This is a genomic window from Luteimonas galliterrae, assembly GCF_023374055.1.
Taxonomy (GTDB): Bacteria; Pseudomonadota; Gammaproteobacteria; order Xanthomonadales; family Xanthomonadaceae; genus Luteimonas_C; species Luteimonas_C galliterrae.
The window spans coordinates 164,152-176,358 of the sequence record NZ_JAMBEP010000002.1; the positions used below are offsets into that span (position 1 = coordinate 164,152).

The window sequence follows — 12,207 nt, forward strand, 5'->3', positions numbered from 1 at the left end:
GATGAAGCCGCGCATCGCCGTACTCGCATCGGGTCGCGGCAGCAATCTGCAGGCCCTGCTCGATGCGATCGCCGCCGGCGGCCTCGATGCCGAAATCGTCGGCGTGTTTTCCGACAAACCGGCGGCGCAGGCCTTGCAACGCGTGCCGCCGGCGCTGCGCTGGAGCCGCGACGCGAAATCCTACGCGGACCGCGAGAGCTTCGACCGCGAACTGGCCGATGCGGTCGCCGCCAGCGCGGCGGACTGGATCGTCTGCGCCGGCTATCTGCGCATCCTGGGCGACGCTTTCGTCGAACGCTTCCGCGGACGCCTGCTCAACATCCACCCGTCGCTGCTGCCCAAATACCGCGGCCTGAAGACCCACGCCAGGGCCCTGGAAGCCGGCGACACGGAGCATGGCGTCAGCGTGCACTTCGTGATACCGGAATTGGACGCAGGCAGCGTGATCGCGCAGGCGCGGATCCCCATCCTGCCCGGCGACGACCCGGAATCCCTGGCCCGGCGCGTGCTGGAACGCGAGCATCCGCTGCTGGTGGCCGTGCTGCAGCTGGCGGTTTCCGGCCGTCTTAATGAACGCGGAACAACCGTAACCGTGGATGGTCATACCCTGTTTACGCCGCTGCACTTAGATTGCGCCGGCCGACTCGCACCTTCTGGAAACGAATGATCCGTCCCCTCGCCCTGCTCGTGTCGCTGCCGTTCGCTCTCGCGCATGCGCAGGAAACCGCTCCGCAGCAGCAGGAGGCGGTGCCGGCTCAGGACGCCGCGGCGACCGATCCCGCCCTGCTGCCGCTCGCAGCGCCCGCGCAGGCGCCGCTGCAACCGTTCGTGGCCGATTACCAGGTGTACCGCGACGGCAAGCGCGTCGGCGACGCGACGCTGCAGGTGGTCAGGCTGGAAGCGGACCGTTGGCGCGTCGACCTGGGCCTGCGCGGCACGCGCGGCCTGGTTCGGCTGGTGGGGCTCAACATCGAACAGAGCACGCTGTTCGACGTCGCCGACGGCCAATACCGCCCGTTGAGCCAGAGCACCGTGCGCCATGCGCTGTTCTCGGGCAAGAAGAACACCGGCGTGTACGACTGGAGCACGCATTCGGCGATCTGGCAGGGCGACGTCAAGAAGGATCGCCGCGCCGCGGTGCCGCTGCAGGACGGCGACATGAGCGCGTTGCTGATCAACCTGGCGATCGTGCGCGACGCGACGCCGGGCAAGCAGCTCCAATACCGCTTCGTCGACGACGGCCGCGTGCGCAACCACGAATATCTGGTCTCGCCAGAACTCGAGAAAGTCACCGTCGACGACCTCGACTACAACGCGATGCGCGTCAACCGCGTGCGCAGCGGCAGTGAAGAGACCATTCTGTGGGTCTCGTACGGCGTGCCGACGCCGATCCGCATGGTGCAGCGCAAGGACGGCCAGGACGTCACCGACCTGCGCCTCATCCAGTACACCAGGAGCCAGTGAGCATGAACGCCAAAAGCCGAATCTTCTCCGCAGCGACCGCAACCTTCGCCGCCGCGCTCGCCGCCGCCAGCTTTCCGGCTGCGGCGATCGATGCATTCACTGCCGACTACCAGGCCCACTACATGGGCATGGTCGGCAACGGCAAGATGACGCTCGCGCCCGAAGGCGGCAACCGCTGGAAATACACGCTCACCATCCGCAGCAACGTCGCCAACCTCACCCAGTCGACCGTGTTCGAGGACCGCGGCGGGCAATGGCGTCCGTTGTCCAGCAACGACTCTTCGTTCGTGCTGATCAAGAAGGTCAACAAGATCGCGACCTACGATTGGGACAAGGGCGAGGCGCGCTGGAGCGGCGACGTCAAGGCCGACCGCGCCGGCCCCGTCAAGCTGAAAGCCGGCGACATGGACGGCATGCTGATCAATCTGGCGATCGCGCGCGACGTCGCCGCCGGCAAACCGTTGAACTACCGCATGGTCGAGGACGGCCGCGCCAAGCAGCTCAGCTACGAAGTCGCCGGCAAGGAAACGATCACGGTGCAAGGCAAGTCCCAATCCGCCACCAAAGTAGTGCGCAACGACGGCGAGAAGCAGACCGTCGCTTGGGTGGTCGAAGGCTTGCCGGTGCCGGCGCGCATCCTGCAGCGCAGGAACGGCCAGGACGAGATGGATCTGACGCTGCAGGCGATGCGCTGATGCGAAGCCCTCTCCCGCAAATGGGAGAGGGAGAGAATTCAGCCTTCTTCGGCCGGCGCCATCGTCGTGCGGCACTGCACGCGGAACGCTTCGTCGCTGCCGCGCCAGTAGAACGCGTTGCACTCGCGCTGCCCCTGGCGCGTATTCTTCACGATCACCGCATACCAGGCCTGCGCGACCTCGGTCGAAGTCACGGTGCCGTCGCCGTTCCAATCCATCTCGCTGTTGGGGATGCCGGCGATGAACGCCAGCCCGGCGTAATACGCATAGCCGGCATAAGCGACGAGCAACAGGAACAGGCCGAGGAATATCTTGCGGCGCATGCCGAAACGGCTGCGTGGAGCCTTATTCATGCTCATCCGATCCGGCGTATCCGCGCGCCCAGGCCGCTCAGCTTCTGCTCGATGTTCTCGTAACCGCGGTCGAGATGGTAGATGCGGTCGATCGTGGTGTCGCCGTCGGCGACCAGGCCGGCCAGGATCAGCGAGGCCGAGGCGCGCAGGTCGGTCGCCATCACCGGCGCGCCGCTGAGCTGCGCAACGCCGTGCACGGTGGCGTGGTTGCCGTCGACGCGGATGTCGGCGCCCAGCCGCATCAGCTCCTGCACGTGCATGAAGCGGTTCTCGAAGATGGTCTCGTCGATGCTGCCCACGCCCTGCGCGATGCAGTCCAGCGCCATGAACTGCGCCTGCATGTCGGTGGGGAACGCGGGATGCGGCGCGGTGACGATGTTCACCGCCTTCGGCCGCCGGCCGCCCATGTCCAGGGTGATGCTGTCGGCATCGCTATCGATATGCGCCCCGGCCTCCTCGAGCTTGGCCAGCACCGCGTGCAGCGTGTCCGGGCGCGCGTGGGTGGCGGTGACGCGGCCACCGGTCATCGCCGCGGCCACCAGGAAGGTGCCGGTCTCGATCCGGTCGGGCAGCACCGCATGCGCGCCGCCGTGCAGGCGTTCGACGCCGCGCACCACGATGCGCGCGCTGCCGGCGCCTTCGATATCGGCGCCGAGCGCGTTGAGGCAGTCGGCCAGGTCGACGATCTCCGGCTCCATCGCTGCGTTTTCCAGCACGCTGGTGCCCGAGGCGAGCGCCGCGGCCATCAGCACGTTCTCGGTGGCGCCGACCGACACCGTGTCGAAGACCACCCGCGCGCCCTTCAAGCGGCCGGCGCGGGCTTTGATGAAGCCGTGATCGACGTTGATGTCCGCGCCCAGCGCCTGCAGGCCCTTGATGTGCAGGTCGACCGGCCGCGAGCCGATCGCGCACCCGCCGGGCAACGACACTTCGGCGTCGCCGAAGCGCGCCAGCAACGGCCCCAGCACCAGCACCGAGGCGCGCATCGTCTTGACCAGTTCGTAGGGTGCGACGTGGCTGTGCACATCGCGCGCATCGAGCGTCAATTCGGAGCCGCCGTTCTCGCCGACCTTCACGCCGAGTTCGGCCAACAGGCGCATCGTGGTCTTGACGTCGTGCAGATGGGGCACATTGCTGATCGTCACCGGCTCGTCGGCCAGCAGCGCCGCGCAGAGGATGGGCAGCACGGCGTTCTTGGCGCCGGAGATGCGGACTTCGCCGTGGAGCGGCGTGCCGCCGGTGACTACGATCTTTTGCATGGGTGTCCGATTGCGATGACCGGCCTTTGCAGGTGCGAATTCATTCGCACGCTTTCAAGCCGTTCGGAGAAATTAAAGCGTGCGAATGAATTCGCACCTGCGAAACCTAAGCCGTCCCGGCTTCTTCCGGCGTCAACGTCTTCAGCGCCAGCGCATGGATCTCGCCACCCATGCGCTCGCCGAGCGTGGCGTAGACCAGGCGGTGCCGGGCCAGCGGCAGCTTGCCGCGGAACGCTTCGGCCACTACCGTCGCCTCGAAATGCACGCCGTCGGCGCCGGAAACCGCGGCGCTCGCGCCGGGCAGGCCTTTTTCGATCAGGTCACGGATGGTGTTTGCGTCCAATGTGGGAGAACCGCCTGCAGGATCGGGAAAAAACGAGGACTGGCGCCGGCCGGGCCGCTGCCGCGGCGTGAAGTGCGGTTTTGGCGGGCGAAGCGCGTAAAATGACCGCAATAGCCTAGCGGAAAGCCCGCGTCCACGAAATGGCAAACGACCTTCCCGCTACCCGCACCGCGCCCAGCTCGCTGGCCGTCAGCGGCCGCCGCGTGTTCGAGATCGAGGCGCGCGGCCTGGACGCCGTGGGCGCGCGCATCGACGGCGCCTTCTCCGCCGCCTGCGAGCTGATCCTGGCCGCGCACGGCCGCGTGGTCTGCACCGGCATGGGCAAGTCCGGCCACATCGCACGCAAGATCGCCGCGACGCTGGCCTCCACCGGCACGCCTGCGTTCTACGTGCATCCGGGCGAGGCCGGCCACGGCGACCTGGGCATGATCACCGACGCCGACGTGGTGCTGGCCCTGTCCTATTCCGGCGAGAGCGACGAAGTGCTGATGCTGCTGCCGGTGCTCAAGCGCCAGGGCAACCGACTGGTCGCGATGACCGGCCGGCCGTCGTCGACGCTGGCCGGCGAAGCCGACGTGCATCTGGACGTGAGCGTGCCGACCGAAGCCTGTCCGCTCGACCTTGCGCCGACCTCCAGCACCACCGCATCGCTGGCGATGGGCGACGCGCTGGCGGTGGCGCTGCTGGAAGCGCGGGGCTTCACCGCCGACGATTTCGCGCGTTCGCATCCGGCCGGCACGCTCGGCCGCCGCCTGCTGCTGCATATCGCCGATGTGATGCACGCCGGCAGCGAAGTGCCGAAGGTCCGCGAAACCGCGCGCCTGAGCGAAGCGCTGGTGGAAATGAGCCGCAAGCGCCTGGGCATGACCGCGGTGGTCGATGCCGAAGACCGGCTGCTCGGCCTGTTCACCGACGGCGACCTGCGCCGCACGCTGGACGACGATCGCGCCGACCTGCGCAACACGCGCATCGCCGAAGTGATGACCCATTCGCCCAAGACCATCGCGCCGGACCGGCTGGCGGTGGAGGCCGCGCAACTGATGGAGGCGCACAAGATCAACGCATTGCTCGTGGTGGACGGCGAGCGCCGCGTGGTGGGCGCGCTCAATATTCATGACCTGTTGCGCGCGCGCGTGGTTTAACCGGTACCGTGCATTCTCCCCCGCCCATCGCCTACGACTCCGATCTGCTCGCGCGCGCCGCGCGGATCAAGCTGGCCTGTTTCGACGTCGACGGCACGCTGACCGACGGCCGCCTGTATTTCGATAGCGAAGGGCGCGAGTCGAAAGCCTTCCACGTGCTCGACGGCCAAGGCCTGGTATTGCTGCGCAAGCATGGCGTCCATGTCGCCTTCGTCACCGCGCGCGCCAGCCTGGCAGCCGAGAAACGCGCTGCCGATTTGGGCGTGGAAGCCTTCATCGGCGTCGAGGACAAGCTCGCCTGCGTGCGCGCGCTCGCGCAGCGCCTGGGCGTGGGGCTGGAAGAGACCGCCTTCATGGGCGACGACCTGCCCGATCTGGCGGTGATGTCGCGCGCCGGCCTGGCCGTAGCGCCGGCCAATGCGCATGCGGCGATGCTGCCGCACGTGCACTGGCAGACCCAGGCGCACGGCGGCGAAGGCGCGGCGCGCGAATTCTGCGATCTGGTGCTGAGCGCGCAGGGCCGCACCGAAGGCCTGCTGCAGAAGGCCCTGGGCCGATGACCACCTGGCGCGGGCTGCTGGGCCTGTTGCTGCTGCTGGCCGCGGTGTTCAGCGGCTGGTCGCTGTGGAAACAGCACCAGCGCGGCCAGCCTTCGGCCGTACGCAGCGATCGTCCCGATTACGTGCTGAAGGATTTCGAAGTGGTCGCGCTGGACAAGCAGGGCAAGGAAGCCTTCACCCTGCGCGCCCCGCACCTCAAGCGGCGCCCGGACGACAAGACGATGACGTTGGATACGCCGCTGTTCCTGTTCCCGGACAAAGATGGGGCCTATTGGCAGACCCGCTCGCGCAGCGCCTGGGTGAGCGCCAAGGCCGACGAGGTCCGGCTGACGGGCGATGTGAACGTCGACAGCCCCCCCGGGACCGCGCGTCCCGTGAAGATGGTCACTTCACAGCTGAACGTATTCCCCGACGCGAGCCTGGCTCGCACGCCCGAATTGGTCACCGTCACCCAGCCGGGTTTTATACTGCGCGGTCGCGGCTTCGAAACCAATTTGAAGACCAAGCAATACCAGTTCAAATCACAGGTCCGATCCAGCTATGACCCTTCGACCCGCCGTTAGCCTCGCCCTGCTCTGCGCCATGCTGGCGGCGGCTTCCGTCGCCTCGGTCGCGGCCAAGACCACCGACCGCAACCAGCCGATGAACATCTCGTCGGACCAGCAGGCCGGCACCTACACCGACAACAGCGTCAACGTGATCAGCGGCAACGTGCAGATCCAGCAGGGTTCGCTGGACATCCGATCGCAGCGCGCCGAAGTCACGCTGAAGAACGGCGAAGCCAGCCGCGTCGTGTTCACCGGCGCGCCGGTGGTGATGAAACAGCAGATGGACGACGGCTCGCCGATGACCGCTCGCGCCGACAAGATCGATTACGACATGATCGGCGAAAACATCGTGCTGATCGGCAACGCCTTCGTGGAGCAGCCGCGCGGCAGCACCAGCGGCCCGCGGATCAGCTACAACATGAAGACCGGCCGCATCGACAGCGGCGGCGACGGCAGCGGCGGCCGGGTCAAGACCACGATCATGCCCAAGTCCGCGCAGGCCCAGCCCGCTCAAGGGAAGAAGTAATGCTGGTCGCGCGCGGACTGCGCAAAACCTACCGTTCGCGCGAAGTGGTGCGCGATTTCGCGCTGACGCTGGACGCCGGCGAAGTGGTCGGCCTGCTAGGCCCCAACGGCGCGGGCAAGACCACCTGCTTCTACATGATCGTGGGGCTGGTGCCGGCCGACGCCGGCGAGATCGTGCTCGACGGCCGCGACATCACCACCGAACCGATGTACACCCGCGCCAAGCTGGGCGTGGGCTATCTGCCGCAGGAACCCTCGGTATTCCGCAAGCTGACCGTGGCCGACAACCTGCGCCTGGTGCTGGAGCTGCGCAACGATCTCGATTCCGACGGCCGCGAGCGAGAGCTGGCAAGCCTGATGGACGAACTGCAGGTGGGCCATGTGGCCGAGCAGATCGGCGCCAGCCTGTCCGGCGGCGAACGGCGCCGGGTCGAGATCGCGCGCGCGCTGGCCGCCCGTCCGCGGCTGATGCTGCTCGACGAGCCTTTCGCGGGCGTGGACCCGATCTCGGTGGGCGATATACAACGTATCGTCAGCCATCTCAAGGCCCGCGGGATCGGCGTGCTGATCACCGACCACAACGTCCGCGAGACCTTGGGCATTTGCGACCGCGCGTATATCCTGCATGAAGGCGGCGTGCTCGCGCAGGGGGCTCCGGACGCGCTGCTGTCGAACCCGGATGTCCGCCGCGTCTACCTCGGAGAAGGTTTCCGCCTGTAACGCACGGCCGCCGGGCCCGCCCGGATGCGTTGTCTGTTATGGATATGAAGCCCAGACTGCAGACCTCCCTGTCGCAACAGTTGGTGATGACGCCGCAATTGCGTCAGGCCATCCAGCTGTTGCAGATGTCGGCGGCCGAACTGGAGGCGGAAATCGCGGCGGCCGTGGAGAGCAACCCCCTGCTCGACTGGACCGACGAGGCCACGCCCCCGGAAATCGCCGTGTCCGACGGCGACCGCATGGGCAATGGCGACGCCACCGAAGCTCCGGCTGCGGCCCAGGAAGCCGATGAGCCTTGGACGATCGGCGAAGAGGCCTGGCGCGAACGCATCGGCCCCTCCTCCGACCGCGACGACGAGCACGACGATGCCGCCGAACGCGTCGCCGAGCCGGAAACGCTCAGCGACCACCTGCTCTGGCAACTGCACCTGACCCACCTCTCGCTGCGCGATCGGCGCATCGGCGCGATGCTGATCGACGCGCTCGACGGCGACGGCTATCTGCGCGAACCGATCGAAGCCATCGCCGAAAGCCTGCGCCCCGACGTCCACGCCAGCAACGAGGAAATCCTCGCCGTGCTGTGCCAGATCCAACGCTTCGACCCGGCCGGCGTCGGCGCGCGTTCGCTGGGCGAATGCCTGACGCTGCAACTGGCGTTGTTGCCGGACGAAACCCCGGGCAAAGCACTGGCGCTGCGGATCGCCGCAGGCCCGATCGAGCGCCTGCCCAAGGTCGGCATCGAAGGCCTCGCGCACGAGTTGGGCTGCGATTCCGCAGAAGTGACCCTGGCCGTGCAGGCCTTGCGCTCGCTCGACCCGCGGCCGGGCGCACAGATCGGCGGCATGGCCAACGACACCTATGTCACGCCCGATTGCGTGGTGTGGCGCCAACACGGCGTCTGGCGCACCGCGCTGGCGCACAACTATTCGCCGCGGGTATCGATCCACCGCGGTTACGAACGCATGATCGGCGGCGCCTCGCAAGCGGACGCCGGCTATCTGCGCGGCCGGCTGCAGGAAGCGCGCTGGCTGCTGCGCAGCATCGAGGCGCGCGGCGAAACCCTGCTCAAGGTGATGCGCTGCCTGGTGCGCCAGCAATCGGGTTTCCTGGAATTCGGCGAACAGGCGCTGCGCCCGCTGACCCTGCGCGAGGTCGCCGGCGAAGTCGGCCTGCACGAATCGACCGTATCGCGCGCGATCGCGCGCAAATACGTGCGCACGCCGCGCGGCACGGTGCCGTTGCGCGCCTTCTTCGCTTCGGGCATCGACACCGAGGGCGGCGGCGGCGCCTCCAGCACCGCCATCCAGGCCATGATCCGCGAACTGATCCAGGGCGAAAACCCGCGCAAACCCTTGTCCGACGCCAGTCTGGCGCTGTCGCTGAAGGCCGCCGGCGTGCCGGTCGCGCGCCGCACCGTGGCAAAATACCGCGAGGCGATGCACATCCCCTCCTCCCATGAACGCATCCGGATCGGCTGATGCCGACCGATGGTCTTTTGGCTTAACCTAGGTTTCACCCTAGCCTTGCTGCCTATCGGCGAAGCTGGGCACGTAGGGTGGGCCTTGGCCCACCATCGCGACTCCCATGCCGTGATGGTGTCCCGCCGAAGCGGTGTCCAAGGCACACCCACGCAGTCAACAACAAGCAGGAGGTCCCGATGCGCATCGAAACCCACGGCCAGCAAATCGAAATCACGCCGGCCCTGCGCGATTACGTCGAAACCAAGCTCGCCCGCCTGGAGCGGCATTTCGACCAGCCGTTCGACGTACGCACCCAGCTCAGCATCGACAAACCCGACCATCGCGCCGAAGCCACAGTCAATCTGGCCGGCCGCACCCTGCATGCCGACGCCAACGCCATCGACATGTACGCCGCCATCGACCTGCTCGCCGACAAGCTCGACCGCCTGCTGGTCAAGCACAAGAAGAAGCTGGTCGAACACCGCCGCGGCGACGGCATCGCGCGCAGCGGCGATTTCGGCTGACGGATCGCCATCGGCCATGCCGCTCGCCTCATTGCTGACCGCGGACCGGATCGCCGCCGCGGTCCCCGCCGACGACGGCGGCGCGGTGCTCGAGACCGCCGCCCGCCTGCTGTCCGGCGACGATCCGGCGCAGGCCGCCGCCATCGCCGACAGCCTGCGCCAGCGCGAACGCATGGGCAGCACCGCCATCGGCCACGGCATCGCCATTCCGCACGGCCGCAGCAGCGCCCTCGCCGAACCGCGCGGCGCATTCCTGCGCCTGCGGCACGCCATCGATTTCGGCGCCAGCGACGAGCAGCCCGTCGATCTGGTGTTCGCGCTGATCGTGCCCGAACACTTCACCCAGGAGCACCTGCTGTTGCTGTCCGAACTGGCCGAACGTTTTTCCGATGCAGACTATCGCGACGCTTTGCGCGACGCCGCCGACGCGGGCGCGCTGCAACGGCTGTTGTCCGAACCGCCGCGGACCGCGCTGCGTGCGGGCACTGGACACGCATGAACGAACGCATCACCGCCCGCGAACTGTTCGAGCAGCAACGCGAACGCCTCATGCTGCGCTGGGTCGCCGGCGAGCGCGGCGCCGACCGCGTGCTGGAATCGGTGGACACGGTGGCGCGGCGTCCGTCGCTGTCGGGCTACCTCAACATCATCTATCCGAACAAAGTGCAGATCCTGGGCACCGAGGAACTGGCTTGGCTCGATGCGCTGGATTCGCGCCAACGCTGGGAAACCATCGAAAAGATGATCCAGTTCCGGCCGCTGGCGATGGTGATCAGCAAGAACCAGGCCTGCCCCGAAGATTTGCGCCGCGCCGCGGAAGAGTCCGACACGCCGCTATGGAGCTCGCCCAAGCGCGGCCACGAACTGCTCAACCATCTGCAATACCACCTGGCGCGCACGCTGGCGCCGCGGATCACGCTGCACGGCGTGTTCATGGAGATCTATTCTATCGGCGTGCTGATCACCGGCGAATCCGGCTCTGGCAAGAGCGAGCTGGCGCTGGAGCTTGTGACGCGCGGCCACCGCCTGGTCGCCGACGATGCGCCCGAATTCACCCAGATCGCGCCCGACGTGCTCGACGGCACCTGCCCGGAAATGCTGCAGGACCTGCTGGAATTGCGCGGCCTGGGCGTGCTCAACATCCGCCAGATGTTCGGCGACACCGCCGTGAAGCGGAACAAATACCTGCGCCTGATCGTGCACCTGACCCGCCCGCACCTGGAGCCGCTGCCCAGCGGCATCGAGCGCCTCACCGGCGACATCGGCCAGCGCCGCGTGCTGGACCTGGACGTGCCGATGATCACGCTGCCGGTGATGCCCGGCCGTAACTTGGCGGTACTGACCGAAGCGGCCACGCGCACGCACATCCTGCGCGCGAAAGGCGTGGATCCGGCGGCGGCGTTCATGGCCAGGCATTCGCATTTCCTAGAACGCGCCACCTGACACATTTTTGTAGGAGCGGCTTCAGCCGCGAGCTCTTTCCTTCAGATCATGGCGACGTGTGGGAAAGAGCTCGCGGCTGAAGCCGCTCCTACAAAGGGAGAAGGCGGTCGAGCGAGCTCGGTTCTACAATGCGAAAGCGGATATTCCCCAGGCCAAGCCCCGAACCCATGAACAGCCCAGCCCCGACAAGCAGCAACGACATCACCCAGGCCTTGGTCGTCGTCAGCGGCATGTCCGGTTCCGGCAAGTCGGTGGCGCTGAAAACTTTCGAAGACCTCGGCTTCTACTGCGTCGACAACCTGCCGGCCGAACTGTTGCCGGCATTCGTGCGCAGCGTGGCGCGCGCCGACGGCACGCCGGAAAAGCTCGCTGTAGGCATCGACATCCGCAGCCGCGGCGACCTGGCCAACCTGCCCGAATGGTTGTCCGCAGTCGGCAAGCTGGGCCTGGATCCCAAGCTGGTGTTCTTCGACACCCGCGACGAAGTGCTGCTGAAGCGCTACGCCGACACGCGCCGCCGCCACCCGCTGAGCCATCTCGGTTTGGCGCTGGCGGACGCGATCTCGCTGGAACGGCAGGTGCTCAAGCCGATGCGCACGCTGGCCGACATCGTCGTCGACACCAGCATGCTCAACGTGCATCAATTGCGCCGCCAGATCATCACCGAATTCGGATTGAGTTCGGATTCGACCCTGTCGCTGCTGTTCGAATCCTTCGCCTATCGCCGCGGCGTGCCCGCCGACGCCGACTTCGTATTCGATGCGCGCGGCCTGCCCAATCCGCACTGGAACGCGGAGCTGCGCCCGCTGTCGGGCCGCGACCAGGCCGTGCGCGAATTCCTGGAGACGCAATCGGAAGCCGGCGAATACGTCGCGCAAGTCGCCGCCTTCCTCGACACCTGGCTGCCGCGCATGCAATCGGACACGCGCAGCTACGTCACCATCGCCTTCGGCTGCACCGGCGGCCGGCACCGTTCCGTGTATCTGGCCGAGCGCCTGGCCGAACACGCGCGCGAACGCGGGTGGGCGGAAGTGGCGGTGCATCATCGCGAACTGGACTAAGACCTCGCGGCTTTAACCCCCCTTGCCGGGTCGCGCGCCATGAAACGGCGGCCGTCGAATATGGAATAGCCGTCACGAATCCCGCAGCAACTGACGCTGGCGCCAGTCCG

At 67.3% G+C, this 12,207-nt stretch carries 16 protein-coding genes; 13 read left to right on the forward strand and 3 right to left on the reverse strand.

Annotated features, from left to right (window positions below; translation table 11 throughout):
- Window position 1: 1 nt before the first annotated feature.
- The 3 genes from purN to M2650_RS11425 are packed head-to-tail and all read left to right on the forward strand — an operon-like array spanning window position 2 to window position 2,159.
- Window positions 2–667 carry a phosphoribosylglycinamide formyltransferase gene (gene purN / locus M2650_RS11415; protein WP_249475045.1) on the forward strand — a complete coding sequence of 222 codons (666 nt, stop codon included), beginning with the start codon at window positions 2–4 and terminating at the stop codon, window positions 665–667.
- Entirely contained in the window at window positions 664–1,464 is an 801-nt protein-coding gene (locus M2650_RS11420) for a DUF3108 domain-containing protein (protein WP_249474633.1), read from the forward strand. The genes purN and M2650_RS11420 overlap by 4 nt, the downstream gene beginning before the upstream one ends.
- A 2-nt stretch (window positions 1,465–1,466) precedes the next feature.
- Window positions 1,467–2,159 (forward strand): DUF3108 domain-containing protein, encoded by a 693-nt coding sequence (locus M2650_RS11425; RefSeq protein ID WP_249474635.1) that lies wholly within the window; start codon window positions 1,467–1,469, stop codon window positions 2,157–2,159.
- Between the two features lie 38 nt (window positions 2,160–2,197).
- On the opposite strand, the gene M2650_RS11430 is transcribed toward M2650_RS11425, so the two are convergent.
- From M2650_RS11430 to M2650_RS11440, 3 genes are all read right to left on the reverse strand, one after another.
- Window positions 2,198–2,512 carry an EF-hand domain-containing protein gene (locus M2650_RS11430; RefSeq protein ID WP_249474636.1) on the reverse strand — a complete coding sequence of 105 codons (315 nt, stop codon included), beginning with the start codon at window positions 2,510–2,512 and terminating at the stop codon, window positions 2,198–2,200.
- A gap of 2 nt (window positions 2,513–2,514) precedes the next feature.
- The gene (gene murA, locus M2650_RS11435; protein ID WP_249474637.1) at window positions 2,515–3,771 is read right to left on the reverse strand and encodes a UDP-N-acetylglucosamine 1-carboxyvinyltransferase; all 1,257 of its coding nucleotides are present in this window, start codon (window positions 3,769–3,771) and stop codon (window positions 2,515–2,517) included.
- Window positions 3,772–3,877: 106 nt separating this feature from the next.
- On the reverse strand, window positions 3,878–4,114 hold the full coding sequence (locus M2650_RS11440) for a BolA family protein (protein WP_249474638.1): 237 nt from the start codon (window positions 4,112–4,114) through the stop codon (window positions 3,878–3,880).
- A 140-nt stretch (window positions 4,115–4,254) separates the two neighbouring features.
- On the opposite strand from M2650_RS11440, the gene M2650_RS11445 reads away from it, so the two are divergent.
- The 10 genes from M2650_RS11445 (at window position 4,255) to rapZ (ending at window position 12,097) form a co-directional block, all read left to right on the forward strand.
- Window positions 4,255–5,256 (forward strand): KpsF/GutQ family sugar-phosphate isomerase, encoded by a 1,002-nt coding sequence (locus M2650_RS11445; RefSeq protein ID WP_249474639.1) that lies wholly within the window; start codon window positions 4,255–4,257, stop codon window positions 5,254–5,256.
- An 8-nt stretch (window positions 5,257–5,264) separates the two neighbouring features.
- The gene (locus tag M2650_RS11450; protein WP_249474641.1) at window positions 5,265–5,816 is read left to right on the forward strand and encodes a KdsC family phosphatase; all 552 of its coding nucleotides are present in this window, start codon (window positions 5,265–5,267) and stop codon (window positions 5,814–5,816) included.
- Window positions 5,813–6,379, forward strand: coding sequence for an LPS export ABC transporter periplasmic protein LptC (lptC, locus tag M2650_RS11455; RefSeq protein ID WP_249474643.1), 567 nt, complete (start codon window positions 5,813–5,815; stop codon window positions 6,377–6,379). Before M2650_RS11450 ends, lptC begins: the two co-directional genes overlap by 4 nt.
- Window positions 6,357–6,890, forward strand: a complete 534-nt coding sequence (gene lptA, locus M2650_RS11460; RefSeq protein WP_249474645.1) for a lipopolysaccharide transport periplasmic protein LptA — start codon at window positions 6,357–6,359, stop codon at window positions 6,888–6,890. The genes lptC and lptA overlap by 23 nt, the downstream gene beginning before the upstream one ends.
- Complete coding sequence (lptB, locus tag M2650_RS11465; RefSeq protein WP_249474646.1) at window positions 6,890–7,609, forward strand: LPS export ABC transporter ATP-binding protein; 720 nt, start codon at window positions 6,890–6,892, stop codon at window positions 7,607–7,609. Before lptA ends, lptB begins: the two co-directional genes overlap by 1 nt.
- A 44-nt stretch (window positions 7,610–7,653) precedes the next feature.
- Window positions 7,654–9,087 carry an RNA polymerase factor sigma-54 gene (locus M2650_RS11470; protein WP_249474647.1) on the forward strand — a complete coding sequence of 478 codons (1,434 nt, stop codon included), beginning with the start codon at window positions 7,654–7,656 and terminating at the stop codon, window positions 9,085–9,087.
- 179 nt (window positions 9,088–9,266) lie between these two features.
- Window positions 9,267–9,593, forward strand: coding sequence for a ribosome hibernation-promoting factor, HPF/YfiA family (gene hpf, locus M2650_RS11475; protein ID WP_249474649.1), 327 nt, complete (start codon window positions 9,267–9,269; stop codon window positions 9,591–9,593).
- A gap of 16 nt (window positions 9,594–9,609) precedes the next feature.
- The gene (locus M2650_RS11480) at window positions 9,610–10,092 is read left to right on the forward strand and encodes a PTS sugar transporter subunit IIA (protein ID WP_249474651.1); all 483 of its coding nucleotides are present in this window, start codon (window positions 9,610–9,612) and stop codon (window positions 10,090–10,092) included.
- Complete coding sequence (gene hprK, locus M2650_RS11485) at window positions 10,089–11,036, forward strand: HPr(Ser) kinase/phosphatase (RefSeq protein ID WP_249474653.1); 948 nt, start codon at window positions 10,089–10,091, stop codon at window positions 11,034–11,036. The genes M2650_RS11480 and hprK overlap by 4 nt, the downstream gene beginning before the upstream one ends.
- A 167-nt stretch (window positions 11,037–11,203) precedes the next feature.
- Complete coding sequence (gene rapZ, locus M2650_RS11490) at window positions 11,204–12,097, forward strand: RNase adapter RapZ (protein WP_249474655.1); 894 nt, start codon at window positions 11,204–11,206, stop codon at window positions 12,095–12,097.
- The last annotated feature ends 110 nt before the right edge of the window (window positions 12,098–12,207 follow it).

Bases quoted from the DNA above. Each gene is read 5' to 3' on its own strand.
- purN (WP_249475045.1), top strand. From the start codon at position 2: ATGAAGCCGCGCATCGCCGTACTCGCATCGGGTCGCGGCAGCAATCTG.
- M2650_RS11420 (WP_249474633.1), top strand. From the start codon at position 664: ATGATCCGTCCCCTCGCCCTGCTCGTGTCGCTGCCGTTCGCTCTCGCG.
- M2650_RS11425 (WP_249474635.1), top strand. From the start codon at position 1,467: ATGAACGCCAAAAGCCGAATCTTCTCCGCAGCGACCGCAACCTTCGCC.
- M2650_RS11430 (WP_249474636.1), bottom strand. From the start codon at position 2,512: ATGAATAAGGCTCCACGCAGCCGTTTCGGCATGCGCCGCAAGATATTC.
- murA (WP_249474637.1), bottom strand. From the start codon at position 3,771: ATGCAAAAGATCGTAGTCACCGGCGGCACGCCGCTCCACGGCGAAGTC.
- M2650_RS11445 (WP_249474639.1), top strand. From the start codon at position 4,255: ATGGCAAACGACCTTCCCGCTACCCGCACCGCGCCCAGCTCGCTGGCC.
- lptC (WP_249474643.1), top strand. From the start codon at position 5,813: ATGACCACCTGGCGCGGGCTGCTGGGCCTGTTGCTGCTGCTGGCCGCG.
- lptA (WP_249474645.1), top strand. From the start codon at position 6,357: ATGACCCTTCGACCCGCCGTTAGCCTCGCCCTGCTCTGCGCCATGCTG.
- lptB (WP_249474646.1), top strand. From the start codon at position 6,890: ATGCTGGTCGCGCGCGGACTGCGCAAAACCTACCGTTCGCGCGAAGTG.
- M2650_RS11470 (WP_249474647.1), top strand. From the start codon at position 7,654: ATGAAGCCCAGACTGCAGACCTCCCTGTCGCAACAGTTGGTGATGACG.
- hpf (WP_249474649.1), top strand. From the start codon at position 9,267: ATGCGCATCGAAACCCACGGCCAGCAAATCGAAATCACGCCGGCCCTG.
- M2650_RS11480 (WP_249474651.1), top strand. From the start codon at position 9,610: ATGCCGCTCGCCTCATTGCTGACCGCGGACCGGATCGCCGCCGCGGTC.
- hprK (WP_249474653.1), top strand. From the start codon at position 10,089: ATGAACGAACGCATCACCGCCCGCGAACTGTTCGAGCAGCAACGCGAA.
- rapZ (WP_249474655.1), top strand. From the start codon at position 11,204: ATGAACAGCCCAGCCCCGACAAGCAGCAACGACATCACCCAGGCCTTG.